This is a genomic window from Xanthomonas sp. 3498, assembly GCF_014199795.1.
Classification (GTDB): Bacteria; Pseudomonadota; Gammaproteobacteria; order Xanthomonadales; family Xanthomonadaceae; genus Xanthomonas_A; species Xanthomonas_A rydalmerensis.
Genome location: NZ_JACHOH010000003.1, coordinates 335,153 through 349,382, shown reverse-complemented (window position 1 = coordinate 349,382; position 14,230 = coordinate 335,153). Strand labels below are relative to the sequence as shown.

Here is a 14,230-nt window from a genome sequence, read left to right as displayed (position 1 = left end):
CGTGGTAAACGCGCCATGGCGGTCGCGGTTGACCGGCCGGCGCCGCGCGTCTTTGCGCCACCGCATGGCGGCATCGCACAGCGGTTCAGCAGGCGGTTATGATGCGGCGGACGGGCGCGGCGCCCGGGAGAACGGTGCGATGAGCGACGGGTTCGTGGCCTTGTACATCTTCATGCTGGCGGCCATCGCCGGGCATGTGATCATCTCGCGGGTGCCGGTGATCCTGCACACCCCGCTGATGTCCGGTTCCAACTTCATCCACGGCATCGTCCTGATCGGCGCGATGGTGGTACTGGGCCATGCCGACACCACCCTGGAAAAAGCCATCGGCTTCGTCGCGGTGCTGCTCGGCGCCGGCAACGCTGCAGGCGGCTACGTGGTGACCGAGCGCATGCTGGACATGTTCAAGTCCAGCAAGCCGGACGCCTCCAAGACCAAGGCGAAGGATTGAATGCGCGGCCCCTGCGCATCGTCGCGGCGCTGGTCGCCGTCGCCCTGCTCGTGCTGCTGCTCGGCATCGCGTCGGGCGTTCTCTCCCACTTGCTGCCGCTCGGGCAGATGTCCTTTTTCGGAGCACGCCTGCTGATGGAACTGTTGCCGATCCTGATCAAGAGCAGCTATCTGGTCGCCGCCACCCTGTTCCTGCTTGGCCTGCAGCGCATGGCCTCGCCCAGGACCGCGCGCAGCGGTATCCGCTGGGCCGGCTTCGGCATGCTGCTGGCGACCGCCGCCACCTTCTTGCTGCCGGGCCTGCACAACCTGCCGCTGATCGTGCTGGCGATCGCGCTCGGCACCGCCGCGGCGTGGATCTCGGCCAAGAAGGTGGCGATCACCGACATGCCGCAGATGGTGGCGCTGTACAACGGCATGGGCGGCGGCTCGGCGGCGGCGATCGGTGCGGTGGAACTGCTGCGCTTCTCGTTCCTGATGCGCCGCGATACGACCCACTGGAGCGAGGCCGCGATCGCCGCGCTGGCCGCACGCCAGCCGGATGCGACCACGCTTGCATTGGCGGTGATCGGTTCGGCGATCGGTGCGGTGTCGCTGTCCGGCTCGATCGTCGCCTGGGCCAAGCTCGACGGGCGCCTGGACAAGCGCGTCACGTTCCCCGGGCAGCAAGCGTTCAACCTGCTGGTATGCGTGGCGATGCTGGGCGTGGGTGCGTGGGCCGCGATCAGCCTCAGTCCGCTGGCGATCGTGCTGTTCTTCGTGCTGGCGCTGGCCCTGGGCGTGCTGATGACGCTGCCGATCGGCGGCGCCGACATGCCGGTGGTGATCTCGCTGTACAACGCCTTCACCGGCCTGGCGGTGGCGTTCGAGGGCTACGTGCTCGGCAACGAGGCGCTGATCATCGCCGGCATGATGGTCGGCGCGGCCGGCATCCTGCTGACCCGGCTGATGGCCAAGGCGATGAACCGGCCGATCCGCGGCGTACTGTTCTCCAACTTCGGCGGCGGTGGTCAGACGCAGGCGATCGCCGGCAGCCAGAAGCCGATCGAGGCCGGCGACGTGGCGGCGATGATGGCCTACGCCGAGCGCGTGGTGATCGTGCCGGGCTACGGCATGGCGGTGGCGCAGGCGCAGCACAAGATCTGGGAACTGGCGCAGCGGCTGATCGAACGCGGGGTCAAGGTCAAGTTCGCGATCCACCCGGTGGCCGGGCGCATGCCCGGACACATGAACGTGCTGCTGGCCGAAGCCGGCGTGCCCTACGATCTGATCGCCGACATGGACGACATCAATCCCGAGTTCGCCAGCACCGACGTGTCGCTGGTGATCGGCGCCAACGACGTGGTCAACCCGGTGGCCAAGACCGACCCGGCCAGCCCGATCTACGGCATGCCGATCCTGGACGTGGTCAATTCCAGGAACGTCATCGTCATCAAGCGCGGCAAGGGCACTGGCTTCGCCGGCATCGAGAACGCGCTGTTCTATGCCGACAACACCCGCATGCTCTACGGCGACGGCGCCGAGGCGGCCGGTGCCCTGGTCAGCGAACTGAAGGCGCTGGACGGCGGCGGGCATTGAGTGCCGCGGGCGCGACAGTGAGGCAGGGACGGCGCTCTGGGACCTCTCCTGCTGTCGCGTTCAAGGAAGTTTCGGACAGCGATCGCAGGTGCGCTCGCAGGAACCGTAGGAGCGGCTTTGGCCGCGAGGGGCGTTACCGGTAACGCCCCTCGCGGCCAAAGCCACTCCTACAAATGCCAACGTCGTGCGTGGCGAAAGCAGGGAGGATGAGAGAGGCCTGTCGCCGCGGCCAGCCGGCTTGCCTCGCTCGTAGGCGCGGTGTCTACCGCGACCCGCCGCCTCAGCGCGCGCTGAAGTACGCGGTGACCACGCCGATGCCCAGCCACAGCAGATCGCTGGGGCTATTGGCCAGCATCGTCAGGGTCCAGGCGTACTGGGCGCCCATCTTCAGCGACGAATCCCACACGTTCAGGCCCAGCCCCGCGCCCATCTGCGCGGCGGCGATGCCCCAGTTGGCGGCGACGATCACCAGCACCGTGGCGAGCATCGCCACCGCGATGCGCAGCGGGCCGCGCGGCAGGTTGCCCAGGCGCAGCATCCAGGCGCTCTCCAGCGCCACCACCACGGCCATCCAGCCGGCCTGGCGACCCAGCGACAGCGCCACCAGCAACCAGGCGATCAGTGCGGTGAAACAGCCCATGGCGAGCAGCAGGGGCCACAGCCAGTGCGAGGGCCTGGCCGGCGTGGAGGAAGGCGGCATTCGATGTTCCCGGAGAAGGCGTACAGGATACTTCCGGCGCGCGCCCCGCGCACTCGGATAAACTGCACGACTTGCACCGGCGGGGCCCGTCCCCATATCGCCCCCATGTACTCACGCAGCAGTGAACCTGTCCAATTCGAACGCGATTGCGCGGCGGTGATGGTGCCGCAGGGCGACGTTGTGACCCTGCCGGCCGGCAGCTATGGCTATATCACCCAGGCCCTGGGCGGCAGCTACACGGTGTTCGTGGAGGGCAACCTGTTCCGCATCGCCGGCAAGGACGGCGATGCCATCGGCAAGGAGCCGCCGCCGGGGTTGGAACTGCCCGACGATGCCGGGGACGAGCAGGTCGAAGCGCTGATCTGGCAGCAGCTGCGCACCTGCTTCGACCCGGAGATCCCGTTCAACATCGTCGATCTGGGTCTGATCTACGACGTGACCATGCACGCGCGCGAGGATGGCCAGCGCACCGTCGAGGTCAAGATGACCCTGACCGCGCCGGGCTGCGGCATGGGCGAGATCCTGGTCGACGACGTGCGCAGCAAGCTGGAAATGATCCCGACCATCGCAGAGGCCGACGTCGAGCTGGTGTTCGATCCGCCATGGGGCCGGCATATGATGTCCGAGGCCGCGCGCCTGGAAACCGGCATGCTCTGACCCACGCGCGACGCCCCGCGCGTCGTGCCGGAGCCCGGATCGGGCGCCGCCGCCGCGGCCGCCATGCCCGGCGGCCCTGGCCATCCCTCGACTACCACAGGAATTCCCGGTGTCCGCTACCGAGCCGTCCACGCAGTTCCGCCTGATCCCGTCCACCGCCGCGCGCAGCGCCGAGGCGCGCGCGCAGATCCTCGCCGCGCCGGGCTTCGGCAACTATTTCACCGACCACATGGTCGCCATCGAATGGAGCCGCGAGCAGGGCTGGCACGACGCGCAAGTGCGTGCCTATGGCCCGCTGGCGCTGGACCCGGCCGCCTCGGTGCTGCACTACGGCCAGGAGATCTTCGAAGGCATCAAGGCCTATCGCCATGCCGACGGCTCGATCTGGACCTTCCGCCCGGAGGCCAACGGCAAGCGCCTGCAGCGCTCGGCGCAGCGCCTGGCGCTGCCGGAGTTGCCGGTGGAGCTGTTCGTGGAATCGCTGCGGCAGCTGATCGCGGTCGATGCGGCCTGGGTGCCGTCGGCGCCGGAGACCAGCCTGTATTTCCGTCCGTTCATGATCGCCAACGAGGCGTTCCTGGGCGTGCGCGCGGCGCAGAAGGCAGGCTACTACGTCATCGCCAGCCCGGCGGGCGCCTATTTCGCCAAGGGCGTGGCGCCGGTGGCGATCTGGCTGTCCACCGACTACGCGCGCGCCGCCAAGGGCGGCACCGGTGCGGCCAAGTGCGGCGGCAACTACGCCGCCTCGCTGCTGCCGCAGCAGCAGGCGCAGGCACAGGGCTGCTCGCAGGTGCTGTTCCTCGACCCGGTCGAGGGCAAGTACATCGAGGAACTGGGCGGCATGAATGTGTTCCTGGTGATGCGCGACGGTAGCCTGGTCACCCCGGCGCTGTCGGGCAGCATCCTGGAAGGCATCACCCGCGACAGCATCCTGCAACTGGCCCGCGACCGCGGCATGCGGGTGGTGGAGCGGCAGGTGAGCATCGACGAGTGGCGCGACGGCGTGGCCTCCGGCGAGATCGCCGAGGTGTTCGCCTGCGGCACCGCCGCGGTGGTGACCCCGATCGGCCAGCTCAAGGGCAAGGACTTCGCCGTCGGCGACCTGACCGCCTCGGCCGGCCCGGTGACGCTGTCGCTGCGCCAGGAACTGACCGACATCCAGTACGGTCGCGTGGCCGATCGCCACGGCTGGCTGGTGCGGCTGGGCTGAGCCCCGCCCCCCGACGCCGGGGGGGCATCGGCCGCCCTGGCGTGCGGGTTTCGCGCCCCAGGCGCAGGGGTGTCCGGCGATGGCGTCCACCATCGCGCGCGGCATCCGCGCTGGTGGCGCGGCGCCTGAGGCGTCGGTGCCCCGTCCATGCGCCCGACGCGCTCCTGTCCTCTCCAACGGAGGAGTCCGCGCGCTGGACATTTCGTGTCCATCCCGGTGCGGCGAGGTGTCCTGCCGACCCTCCCGGCCTGTCTGTATCTGTTGTCTCTTGTCTTGCCGAGACGTCGCGCGAGTGCCAAAAGGCTGCCCTGAATTTGCCAAATTTGGCGTCTTGGCATGCTGCACTGCAGCAAAAATGAGGTAATAATCACTTTATTACATCGAATCCCATTGCATTTCATTGTTTTGTACAACGGATTTCCGTCACAGCCCGCTCCATACGCACTTGTACTGAGCTAGGTTCGATGAATGGTCGGCAACACAGGGGTCGACCGGGCTCGCAATGCATGCCAGGTTCAGGTTAAGGCCGGGCCGGTGCAGCGCGGAACACCGCCGTCAGGCGGCTACTCAACCGAAAGGAAGTCCGAATGTCCGAAATGTCGCATCGTGGTTCGCGCCAGCGTCCGTGGCTGGTGGTGCTGGGCGCCTCTGCTCTCACCTCGCTGCTGCTGGCCACCCCAGCGTTTGCCGGTGACGTGAACCTCTCCGGCCTGTCTTCCGAACCGACCGTGCAGCGCTTCATCGTCAAGACCCGCGACGCCGCGCCGGTCAGCATCTCCAGCGCCTCCGCGGCCGCTGCCGCGCCCTCGGCGGCGCTGCGCGCGACGCTGCAATCGGCCGCCGCCGCGCTGCCGGCCAAGAACGGCCGCGCGCTCGGCCTGACCAGCCTGCGCCGCCTGGCGGTGGGGCCGGAAGTGGTCAAGGCCAGCCGTCCACTGGACCGTGCCGAGGCCGAGACGCTGATGCGGCAGATCGCCGCCGACCCGAACGTCGAGTACGTCGAGGTCGACCAGCGCATGACCATCGCCCTGACCCCGAACGATCCGCGCCTGGGCGACCAGTGGGCCTTCGGCACCAGCAATGCCGGCATCAACGTGCGCTCGGCCTGGGACAAGGCCACCGGCGACGGCGTGGTCGTGGCGGTCATCGACACCGGCATCACCAGCCACCCCGATCTCAACGCCAACGTCCTGCAGGGCTACGACTTCATCAGCGATGCGGATGCCGCACGCGACGGCAACGGCCGCGACAGCGACCCGTCCGACGAAGGCGACTGGGCCGCCGCCGGCGAGTGCTACTCCGGTTCGCCGGCCTCCAATTCCAGCTGGCACGGCACCCACGTGGCCGGCACCATCGCCGCGGTCACCAACAACGGCACCGGCGTGGCCGGCACCGCGTTCAAGGCCAAGATCCTGCCGGTGCGCGTGCTCGGCAAGTGCGGCGGCTACACCTCCGACATCGCCGATGCGATCACCTGGGCCTCCGGCGGCACCGTCAGCGGCGTGCCGGCCAACCAGAACCCGGCCGAAGTGATCAACATGTCGCTGGGCGGCAGCGGCACCTGCTCGAGCACCTACCAGAACGCCATCAACGGCGCGGTCGGCCGCGGCACCACGGTGGTGGTGGCGGCGGGCAACAGCTCGACCAACGTGTCCAGCTCGGTGCCGGCCAACTGCAACAACGTGATCGCGGTGGCGGCCACCACCTCGTCGCGGGCCAAGGCCAGCTACTCGAACTACGGCGCGGGCATCGACATCTCCGCGCCGGGCTCGAACATCCTGTCCACCCTCAACGACGGCACCACCACCCCGGGCAACCCCAGCTATGCCTCGTACAACGGCACCTCGATGGCGACCCCGCACGTGGCCGGCGTGGTTGCGCTGATGCAGTCGGTGGCGCCGACCGCGCTGACCCCGGCGCAGGTGGAAAGCACCATCAAGAACACCGCTGCCAGCTTCTCCTGCTCGCAGGGGTGCGGCGCCGGCCTGCTCGATGCCAACGCGGCGGTCACCGCGGCGCAGAACGGCGGCAGCAGCGGCGGCGGTGGCGGCAGCAGCAGCAACGAGCTGCAGGACGGCGTGGCGGTCACCAACCTCAGCGCCAACAGCGGCTCTTCGTTGAACTACACGGTCAAGGTGCCGTCCGGTGCCAGCAGCCTGGTGGTCACCACCTCCGGCGGCAGCGGCGATGCCGACCTGTACGTGCGCTTCGGCAGCGCGCCGACCGATTCGGCCTACGACTGCCGTCCGTACAAGAACGGCAACAACGAGAGCTGCACCTTCAACTCCCCGCAGGCCGGCACCTACTACGTGCGGGTGAAGGCGTACAGCACGTTCTCCGGGCTCAGCCTGAAGGCCGACTACTGAGGCATCCGTCGCGGCGGCCGCCATGGCCGCCGCGCACCTCCCGGTGCCGGATCGCAGCGCTCGGCAGGACGCCGATGCTGCCACTCTCGGTCGCCCCGCGCTTCGGCGCGGGGCTTTTTTATGGGCGCAGGGGCTCGCTGTCGCGTGGCGTGCCACCGCGCTACGCCATGTCAGCCATCGCTGCACTTGTCGTGCGGATCCGGCCGCTGGCACGACGGCGTGGGCTTCGGTGCGTGCCAATGCCACGGACAGGACGCTGCCCGGCACGGCGATCGGCGGGAGCACGCTCTACGCCATTCGCTCCTGCGTCGCCATCATTCGCACAGATCGCAGGCACGCGCCTGCAGCGCATCGAGGATCTGCGCGGCGTCCATCTCCAGCAGCAGGCCGCGCTGCCCGGCGTTGAACCACACGCTGCCCGCGCCCAATGCCGATTGCTCCACCAGCACCGGCGCCGGCCGCTGTTGGCCCAGCGGGCTGATGCCGCCGACCTTGTAGCCGGTGCGGCGCTCGGCCTCGGCCGCCTCCATCATCCGCGCCGCCTTGCCGCCCGCGGCCGCGGCCAGTTTCTTCAACTGCACCCGGCGATCGGACGGGACCACCACGCAGACCGCGCGCGTGTCGACCCAGGCCATCAGGCTCTTCAGCACCCGCTCCGGCGGCAGGCCCAGCGCCTGCGCGGCCTGCAGGCCCTTGGCGCCGGCTTCGGCGGCGTAGTCGTAGGGATGCAGCCGGTAGACGATGCCGGCCGCGTCCAACGCCTTGGTTGCGCGCGTCGCCTTGGACATCGCGGTCGCTCAGGCGGCTTCGAAGCGGTTGGCCGCCACGTTCTTGCGTACCTTCTGCGGGTCCCAGATGCGCCCATTCATGGCGATGTAGACGCCGGCCGGCAGCGACTGCACCGCGCCGACCGCGCAACCGATGTTGAACTCGGCGTCGGAACCGCGGAAGCGCGCCGGGTTCAGCGCGCCGGTCATCACGATGGTCTTGCCCTCGATCGCCTGCAGCACCTTGCCGGTCTGCACCATCGAGTCGGTGCCGTGGGTGATCAGCACATGCCGCGCGGACTGTGCGGCGATGGTGGCGCGGATCAGCTCGCGGTCCTCGTCGGTGATGTGCAGCGAATCCTTGCGGATGATCGGGATCACGGTGAAGCGGAAGGTCACGCCCAGTTCCTTGAGGATCTGGCCGATCTGCGGGTCGCCGATCTGGTAGTCGGACTTGTCGTCGAAGTAGATCTTGTCGATCGTGCCGCCGGTGGTGACGATCAGGAGTTCTTCCATTGGCGTTCCTAGAAGCATGTCGGGACGCGGCCGTGGCCGCGCAGGCCGTCCATGATACCGGGCGCGGCGGGATGGCCGCTCAGTCGCGCCCGGCGGCGCCGCGACGGCGGGCGAAACGCGCGCGGATGCCCGGCGCGCTGGACAGGCCCACCACCAGCAGCGCCAGCAGCAGTTCGGCCCAGCCGTAGCCGCGCTGCGGCGGGTGGCTCCAGGCGGTCATCACCCCATGGCTGAACCACAGCAGCGCGCCCACGCCGCTCCAGAACCGCGCCAGCGCCGAGCCGCGCAGCACGCCCACGGCGAGCAGCAGCGGCGGCAGCGCGAACACCAGCAGGGCGGCGAGACGGTGGCGATCGTCGTGGAACCAGGCCGCGAACAGCGCCGCCAGCGCCAGCAGCGTCACCCCCAGCGCCACCCGCAGGCGCCCCCCGCTCATGGTGCCGCCAGTCGCTGCGCGATGTCGGCCAGGCGCCGGCCGAGCGCGCGCGCCAGTTGCGCTTCTTCCTCGCTGGGTTGCGGATCGTCGTCGGCACCAGCGACGTGGCTGGCCCCGTACGGCGTGCCGCCGCTGCGGGTGCTGCTGAGCAGCGGTTCGGTGTAGGGAATGCCGACGATCAGGCAGCCGTGGTGCAGCAGCGGCAGATGCATCGACAGCAGGGTGGCTTCCTGGCCGCCGTGCAGCGACGCGGTCGAGGTGAACACCGCCGCCGGCTTGCCGGCGAGGGTGGCGCTGGCCCAGTCGGCGCCGAGCCCGTCGATGAAGTGCTTGACCGGCGCGGCCATGTTGCCGAAGCGGGTCGGGCTGCCCAGCGCCAGGCCCACGCAGTCGCGCAGGTCGCTGGCATCCACGTACGGCGCGCCGCTGTCGGGCACCGGCGGTGCGCTGGTCTGGGTGACCGCGGCCACCGGCGGCACGGTGCGCAGGCGCGCGGCCATGCCCGGCACCTCGCCGACGCCGCGCGCGATCTGCCGCGCCAGTCGCGCCACCGAGCCGCCGCGGCTGTAGTACAGGACCAGAATCTCGGCCATGCGGCCCTCTCGTGGATCGAAACGACCGCCAGTATCGACGATGCCGGCGTCCATGCGCATCGGGTACCCTTGCCCGATGCAGCCGCTGGACACCGTCAATCTCTGGGCCGATCGCCTGCGCGACCGCGCGCGCATGCGCAGCTTCGCCGGCTTCCTGTGGCGGCGCTTCATCGACGACCGCCTGTTCCAGGCCGCGGCCTCGCTGGCCTACACCACCATCTTCGCCCTAGTGCCGCTGGCGGTGGTGGTGTTCGGGGTGCTGTCGGCGTTCCCGGTGTTCGACAAGTGGAGCGACCAGCTCAGCGACTACATCTTCTCCAACTTCGTGCCGGCCGCCGCGCGCTCGGTGGAGGCCTACCTGCGCCAGTTCTCGGCCAGCGCCGGGCAACTGACCACCGCCGGCGTGGTCGCGCTGGTGGTCTCGCTGCTGATCACCCTCAACAGCGTCGAGCAGACCTTCAACCAGATCTGGCGGGTGGTGTCGGCGCGGCCGCAGCTGACCCGCTTCCTGGTGTACTGGACCGTGCTGACCCTCGGCGCGCTGCTGGCCGCGGCATCGCTGGCGGTGTCGGCACGGTTCTTCGCGCTGCCGCTGTTCAAGACCAGCGAGGGCCGGCTGCTGGCGCAGGTGGTGCTGAGCGTGGCGCCGGTGCTGATCGAGTTCGTCTGCATCACCCTGGTGTACAGGGTGGTGCCGCACCACACGGTCAAGCTGCGCCACGCGGTGCCGGGCGCGCTGCTGGCGGTGCTGCTGCTGGAACTGGTGAAGTGGGGGCTGAGCCTGTACCTGGGCAGCTTCCAGTCGTACCAGCGGATCTACGGCACGGTCGCGTTCGTGCCGATTTTCCTGCTGTGGATCTACCTGAGCTGGATCGCGATCCTGCTCGGTGCCTCGGTGTCGTCCTCGATCGCCGCGTTCCGCTACCAGCCGGCCTCGATGCGCCTGCCGGCCGGCTACGAGATCTATGGCCTGCTGCGCCTGCTCGGGCGCTTCGCGCAGGCGCGCAAGCAGGGCTGCGGGCTGCAGGAGGACCAGATCCTGCAGTTGGAGCCGATGCTGACCGACTCGTTGATGCAGCAACTGCTGTGCGAACTGGAACGCATCCGCCTGCTCCGCCGTACCGAGCAGGGCGACTGGCTGTTGGCCCGCGACCTGAGCGACCTGCCGGTGGCCGAGCTGTACGAGAATTGCCAGCTGCGCATCCCCGTCGTCGAGACCTATTTGCCGTGCCGCGACGACGCCCTGGGCCAGGCGGCGTGCCGCGCGCTGGACGAACTGCGCCTGCCGCTGCGCGACGTGCTCAAGCGTCGCGTCGGCGACCTCTACACCGAGATCGGAGACCTTGCATGACCGCCATGCGCCTGTTGTTCCCGCTGTTCGCCGCCGCCGCCTTGCTGGCCGGGTGCGACCGCCAGCCCACGCCCAAGCCGGCCGACGGCACCGCGACCACCGCGCCATCCTCCGCGCCCAAGCCGCCGCCCGCTCCGCCAGCGCCGGAGGCCCCCGCCACCCCGGCGGCCGGACCGTCCGTGGTGCAGGAGACCCGCCCCGAGCCGACCCTGAAGATGAAGGCGGTGGACGGCCGCGAGTACGACCTGGCCGCGCATCGCGGGCAGTGGGTGGTGGTGAATTTCTGGGCCACCTGGTGCGCGCCGTGCCTGAAGGAGATGCCGGAGCTGTCGGCCCTGCATGTCATGCGCGACAACATCGAGGTGGTGGGCCTGGCCTACGAGGACATCGAGCCGGCGGAGATGCAGGCGTTCCTGAAGCAGCATCCGGTCGCCTACCCGATCGTCATCGTCGACACCTATGCGCCGCCGGCGGACTTCGCCACCCCGCGCGGGCTGCCGATGACTTACCTGATCGCGCCCGACGGCAAGGTCGCCAAGCAGTTCCTGGGGCCGGTCAACGCGAAGGACATCGAAAGCGCGATCGCCGCTGCCGGTGGCCCGGCACCCGGTCAGGGCAAGGGGAAGGCGGCGGGGTGAGGGTGTCGGTTGGCTGGGCGGCGTGGTCGCCGCCTGGGACTGGGCCTTCGGGATTGGGGATTGGAATGCGCGCTTGCGTGCGTGCGGAGGCGCCATCAGGTCGCCTCAGATCGCGGTCGAATCGCTGTAGGAGCGGCTTCAGCCGCGACGCACTATCCCTGGGTGGGCGCGCCAAGCGAGGCGCTGTCGGAAGGCGACGACCGCGCGCCTCAACCAATCCCCAATCCCTAATCCCCACTCCCGGCCTCATACGACGGAATCGGCTGCAGCAGCCCGAACTTTTCCTTGTGCAGCTTGTGCTTCAGCGGCGGCAGGTCCAGGTCCGGTTCGTGCAGGCGGGTTTCCGGCAACTGATCGAGGAGGTGCCGGATCAGGGTCAGGCGGCCGCGCTTCTGGTCGTTGAAGTCGACCAGGGTCCACGGCGCATAGTCGCGATGCGTGGCCTCCAGCATCGCTTCGCGGGCGCGGGTGTAGTCGGCGTACTGGCTGCGCGACTTCAGGTCCACCGGCGACAGCTTCCAGCCCTTCAGCGGGTCGTGCAGGCGCTCGGCGAAACGCTTTTCCTGCTGCGCCTGGTCCACGCACAGCCAGTACTTGAACAGGCGGATGCCATCGTCCACCAGCAGCCGCTCGAACAGCGGGGTCTGGCGCAGGAAGGCGTGGTACTCGGCATCGCTGCAGTAGCCCATGACCCGCTCCACGCCGGCGCGGTTGTACCAACTGCGGTCCATCAGCACGATCTCGCCGGCGGCCGGCAGGTGCGCGATGTGGCGCTGGAAATACCACTGCGTGGCTTCGCGGTCGGTCGGCTTGGGCAGGGCCACCACCCGGCACTGGCGCGGGTTCAGGTGTTCGGCGATGGCCTGGATCGCACCACCCTTGCCGGCGGTGTCGCGGCCTTCGAACAGCACCAGCACACGCTCGCCGCTGTGCTGCACGGCCTGCGCCATCGCCATCAGTTCCAACTGCAGCGGCTGCATCAGGGCCTTGTACTGCTTGCGCTTCAGATGACTCATTTGCTGCTCCGCTTGCGGGTGCCGGTGCCGGCCATGCTGCGCGCCACTTCCAGCAGCGCGCCTTGCTGGCGGGTGTCGAGGGCGCGGTAGGCCTGCAGCAAGTCGTGTTCGCCGCGGGTGCGCGCCGGGTCCAGCTGGCTGGCCAGTTCGCCGAGCAGGGCGCCGGCGGGGACGCCGAAGGTGCGCGCCAGCGCAGTGAGCTGGGCGCGCCCGGGCAACTTCTCGCCGGCCATCCAGGCCTTGACCGTGGCCGCACCGGCGCGTGGGATGGCCGCGGCGATGTCCGCGGCGCTCATGCCGCTGGCTTTGGCCAGCAGGCGCAACGTGGTGTCCAGGGACATGCGGGAGTCCAGGTCATTCCTTCAGCCGCGGGCGCAGCGTGGCCAGATTGCAGGGGCGGGTGCGGGCATCCAGCTGCGCGACGATGATCCGTTCCCAGGCCGTGCGGCAGGCCGAGGTGGAGCCGGGCAGGCAGAACAGGAAGGTGGCATTGGCCAGGCCGGCGAAGGCGCGCGACTGCAGCGAGGAGGTGCCGATCTCCTCGACACTGATCGCGCGGAACAGCTCGCCGAAGCCTGGCATCTGCTTGTCCAGCAACGGCAGCAGGGCCTCGGGCGTGGAATCGCGGCCGGTGAAGCCGGTGCCGCCGGTGACCAGGATGCCATCCACCCCGGGATCGGCGATCCAGGCCGAGACCGTGGCGCGCATCCGGTAGCGATCGTCCGGCAGCAGCTCCCGCGCGTGCAGGCGATGGCCGACGCCGCTGAGGGCGGCGACCAGGTAGTCGCCGGAACTGTCCTGGTCGAGGCTGCGCGTGTCCGAGACGGTCAGCACGCACAGGTTCAAGGCAATGAAGTCGGCGTTTGCGCTCATGCCGGCAGCCTAGCCGCTCGCCCGGCCGGCGTATAGCCTGCCCGCGCCACCGCTTCAGCTACGGTGCTTCCAGGGCCATTGCTTGCTGGATGGAGACCGGCCCGCGCCCAATAAGGCAGGCCGCGTGGCGTGTCGGCCTTGCTTGAGCCCGATCCCGGCGCCTAAGCGCGATCGAGCCGCTTCATGCGGAGGATCGGGTATTTCACGCCAGGGCCAGCGTGCGCGGCCGGAAGCGATGGACGCTGGCAGTACGATCGGCCGCCAGCGGCAGGCGCTCGGGCTCGCGCTGCAGCGCGCGTCGCTGCGCGTCGGCGCCGTGCCACTCGGTGCATTCGAGCAGAGTGCGGCCGTCGTCGGACAGGTACAGCTGCGCGGCGATCAATCCCCGCAGCGCATGCGCGCCATCCTGCAGGGCGGCGAAGGCAGCGTCGGCGCGGCGCTGCGCCTGCGCCGCATCGCGTGTCGGGACGCGTGTGACCACCACGCACGACGCTTCCCGGTGCGGATCGGACACGCCGCTGCGAATGCGCCGGTAGCGCCGCAGCGTCCGCCGCAGCGCTGGCAGGCGTGCGCGCAGCAATTCATGCAGTTCCGGTGCCGCGTCGCAGCAGCAGCGTGCGTACAGCAGATCGGGGGCGTCGCCGAGGGATTCCATCCAGGTCAGGGCGTGCAGGCGGTGGTCGCACAGGCCGCGCACGCATTCGAGCAGTGCGGTCCGGTCGGGCATGGACGCCTCGGCGAGCAGCATGCTGCGTGTGGGCGCGGGGGAGGAGGGCGTGGACGTGGGGAACGACAGCGACATCGCGGGATCTGCACAGGGAGCGTGCGCGCAGTGTCGGACCTCAAGTTTGCTTGAGGTCAAGTGTTGTAGGCGATCCGCTGACATGCACAGGCCGTACTCGCTGATTGTCTGTGACGCTTCGGTGCGATCTGCAGCGATGGATCGTCCTCATCGCGGGGTGCGTCGTTGCGTTGCGCGCGAGAAGAGACCGAATGATGCGATGCAAAGGTTCCATCAGCGACGTCGATGGCGACAAGTGATGCGCCGTCGCGCCTCACGCATGTTCATGCGCGCCGCG

General features: G+C 69.4%; 16 protein-coding genes. 7 read left to right on the top strand and 9 right to left on the bottom strand.

Annotated features, from left to right (window positions below):
• Positions 1 to 139 precede the first annotated feature (139 nt).
• Together GGR66_RS11350 and GGR66_RS11345 are read left to right on the top strand one after the other, a co-directional pair.
• Positions 140 to 451 carry an NAD(P) transhydrogenase subunit alpha gene (locus GGR66_RS11350; protein WP_017909519.1) on the top strand — a complete coding sequence of 104 codons (312 nt, stop codon included), beginning with the start codon at positions 140 to 142 and terminating at the stop codon, positions 449 to 451.
• A 107-nt stretch (positions 452 to 558) separates the two neighbouring features.
• Entirely contained in the window at positions 559 to 2,028 is a 1,470-nt protein-coding gene (locus tag GGR66_RS11345) for an NAD(P)(+) transhydrogenase (Re/Si-specific) subunit beta (RefSeq protein WP_184448481.1), read from the top strand.
• 280 nt (positions 2,029 to 2,308) lie between these two features.
• Here the strand turns inward: GGR66_RS11345 and GGR66_RS11340 are convergent, their stop codons facing one another.
• Positions 2,309 to 2,728 (bottom strand): hypothetical protein, encoded by a 420-nt coding sequence (locus GGR66_RS11340; protein WP_160966960.1) that lies wholly within the window; start codon positions 2,726 to 2,728, stop codon positions 2,309 to 2,311.
• Between the two features lie 105 nt (positions 2,729 to 2,833).
• On the opposite strand from GGR66_RS11340, the gene sufT reads away from it, so the two are divergent.
• The 3 genes from sufT to GGR66_RS11325 all read left to right on the top strand — a co-directional run bounded on the left by sufT (position 2,834) and on the right by GGR66_RS11325 (position 6,961).
• Positions 2,834 to 3,385: a putative Fe-S cluster assembly protein SufT gene (gene sufT / locus GGR66_RS11335; RefSeq protein WP_160966962.1), complete on the top strand. Its 552-nt coding sequence runs from the start codon at positions 2,834 to 2,836 to the stop codon at positions 3,383 to 3,385.
• Positions 3,386 to 3,494: 109 nt separating this feature from the next.
• Positions 3,495 to 4,595, top strand: a complete 1,101-nt coding sequence (locus tag GGR66_RS11330) for a branched-chain amino acid aminotransferase (protein ID WP_184448293.1) — start codon at positions 3,495 to 3,497, stop codon at positions 4,593 to 4,595.
• 587 nt (positions 4,596 to 5,182) lie between these two features.
• Complete coding sequence (locus GGR66_RS11325; protein ID WP_184448292.1) at positions 5,183 to 6,961, top strand: S8 family peptidase; 1,779 nt, start codon at positions 5,183 to 5,185, stop codon at positions 6,959 to 6,961.
• A 314-nt stretch (positions 6,962 to 7,275) separates the two neighbouring features.
• Here GGR66_RS11325 and ybaK read toward each other — a convergent pair whose 3' ends face one another.
• The 4 genes from ybaK to wrbA all read right to left on the bottom strand — a co-directional run bounded on the left by ybaK (position 7,276) and on the right by wrbA (position 9,273).
• Entirely contained in the window at positions 7,276 to 7,749 is a 474-nt protein-coding gene (gene ybaK, locus GGR66_RS11320; protein WP_160966966.1) for a Cys-tRNA(Pro) deacylase, read from the bottom strand.
• A gap of 9 nt (positions 7,750 to 7,758) precedes the next feature.
• Positions 7,759 to 8,244 (bottom strand): asparaginase domain-containing protein, encoded by a 486-nt coding sequence (locus tag GGR66_RS11315; protein WP_017909075.1) that lies wholly within the window; start codon positions 8,242 to 8,244, stop codon positions 7,759 to 7,761.
• Between the two features lie 79 nt (positions 8,245 to 8,323).
• Positions 8,324 to 8,680, bottom strand: a complete 357-nt coding sequence (locus GGR66_RS11310; protein WP_160966968.1) for a DUF2069 domain-containing protein — start codon at positions 8,678 to 8,680, stop codon at positions 8,324 to 8,326.
• Entirely contained in the window at positions 8,677 to 9,273 is a 597-nt protein-coding gene (gene wrbA / locus GGR66_RS11305; protein WP_160966970.1) for an NAD(P)H:quinone oxidoreductase, read from the bottom strand. The genes GGR66_RS11310 and wrbA overlap by 4 nt, the downstream gene beginning before the upstream one ends.
• Positions 9,274 to 9,349: 76 nt before the next feature.
• Between wrbA and GGR66_RS11300 the strand changes: the two genes are divergently transcribed.
• Complete coding sequence (locus GGR66_RS11300; RefSeq protein ID WP_167087655.1) at positions 9,350 to 10,624, top strand: YihY family inner membrane protein; 1,275 nt, start codon at positions 9,350 to 9,352, stop codon at positions 10,622 to 10,624.
• Positions 10,621 to 11,262, top strand: a complete 642-nt coding sequence (locus GGR66_RS11295; RefSeq protein WP_326520991.1) for a TlpA disulfide reductase family protein — start codon at positions 10,621 to 10,623, stop codon at positions 11,260 to 11,262. Before GGR66_RS11300 ends, GGR66_RS11295 begins: the two co-directional genes overlap by 4 nt.
• Before the next feature lie 227 nt (positions 11,263 to 11,489).
• On the opposite strand, the gene ppk2 is transcribed toward GGR66_RS11295, so the two are convergent.
• From ppk2 to GGR66_RS11275, 4 genes are all read right to left on the bottom strand, one after another.
• Complete coding sequence (ppk2, locus tag GGR66_RS11290) at positions 11,490 to 12,278, bottom strand: polyphosphate kinase 2 (RefSeq protein WP_160966972.1); 789 nt, start codon at positions 12,276 to 12,278, stop codon at positions 11,490 to 11,492.
• Positions 12,275 to 12,619: a helix-turn-helix domain-containing protein gene (locus GGR66_RS11285; protein ID WP_160966973.1), complete on the bottom strand. Its 345-nt coding sequence runs from the start codon at positions 12,617 to 12,619 to the stop codon at positions 12,275 to 12,277. Before GGR66_RS11285 ends, ppk2 begins: the two co-directional genes overlap by 4 nt.
• 13 nt (positions 12,620 to 12,632) lie before the next feature.
• On the bottom strand, positions 12,633 to 13,151 hold the full coding sequence (moaB, locus tag GGR66_RS11280) for a molybdenum cofactor biosynthesis protein B (RefSeq protein WP_160966975.1): 519 nt from the start codon (positions 13,149 to 13,151) through the stop codon (positions 12,633 to 12,635).
• A gap of 202 nt (positions 13,152 to 13,353) precedes the next feature.
• A complete protein-coding gene (locus GGR66_RS11275; protein ID WP_237475314.1) occupies positions 13,354 to 13,878 on the bottom strand; it encodes a hypothetical protein in 525 nt (174 codons plus the stop codon).
• Positions 13,879 to 14,230 lie beyond the last annotated feature (352 nt).

Coding starts and splice junctions, on each gene's coding strand:
- GGR66_RS11285 (WP_160966973.1), bottom strand. CDS start 12,619: ATGTCCCTGGACACCACGTTGCGCCTGCTGGCCAAAGCCAGCGGCATG.
- GGR66_RS11340 (WP_160966960.1), bottom strand. CDS start 2,728: ATGCCGCCTTCCTCCACGCCGGCCAGGCCCTCGCACTGGCTGTGGCCC.
- GGR66_RS11275 (WP_237475314.1), bottom strand. CDS start 13,878: ATGCCCGACCGGACCGCACTGCTCGAATGCGTGCGCGGCCTGTGCGAC.
- GGR66_RS11325 (WP_184448292.1), top strand. CDS start 5,183: ATGTCCGAAATGTCGCATCGTGGTTCGCGCCAGCGTCCGTGGCTGGTG.
- ppk2 (WP_160966972.1), bottom strand. CDS start 12,278: ATGAGTCATCTGAAGCGCAAGCAGTACAAGGCCCTGATGCAGCCGCTG.
- moaB (WP_160966975.1), bottom strand. CDS start 13,151: ATGAGCGCAAACGCCGACTTCATTGCCTTGAACCTGTGCGTGCTGACC.
- GGR66_RS11295 (WP_326520991.1), top strand. CDS start 10,621: ATGACCGCCATGCGCCTGTTGTTCCCGCTGTTCGCCGCCGCCGCCTTG.
- GGR66_RS11300 (WP_167087655.1), top strand. CDS start 9,350: ATGCAGCCGCTGGACACCGTCAATCTCTGGGCCGATCGCCTGCGCGAC.
- ybaK (WP_160966966.1), bottom strand. CDS start 7,749: ATGTCCAAGGCGACGCGCGCAACCAAGGCGTTGGACGCGGCCGGCATC.
- sufT (WP_160966962.1), top strand. CDS start 2,834: ATGTACTCACGCAGCAGTGAACCTGTCCAATTCGAACGCGATTGCGCG.
- GGR66_RS11345 (WP_184448481.1), top strand. CDS start 559: ATGTCCTTTTTCGGAGCACGCCTGCTGATGGAACTGTTGCCGATCCTG.
- GGR66_RS11315 (WP_017909075.1), bottom strand. CDS start 8,244: ATGGAAGAACTCCTGATCGTCACCACCGGCGGCACGATCGACAAGATC.
- wrbA (WP_160966970.1), bottom strand. CDS start 9,273: ATGGCCGAGATTCTGGTCCTGTACTACAGCCGCGGCGGCTCGGTGGCG.
- GGR66_RS11350 (WP_017909519.1), top strand. CDS start 140: ATGAGCGACGGGTTCGTGGCCTTGTACATCTTCATGCTGGCGGCCATC.
- GGR66_RS11310 (WP_160966968.1), bottom strand. CDS start 8,680: ATGAGCGGGGGGCGCCTGCGGGTGGCGCTGGGGGTGACGCTGCTGGCG.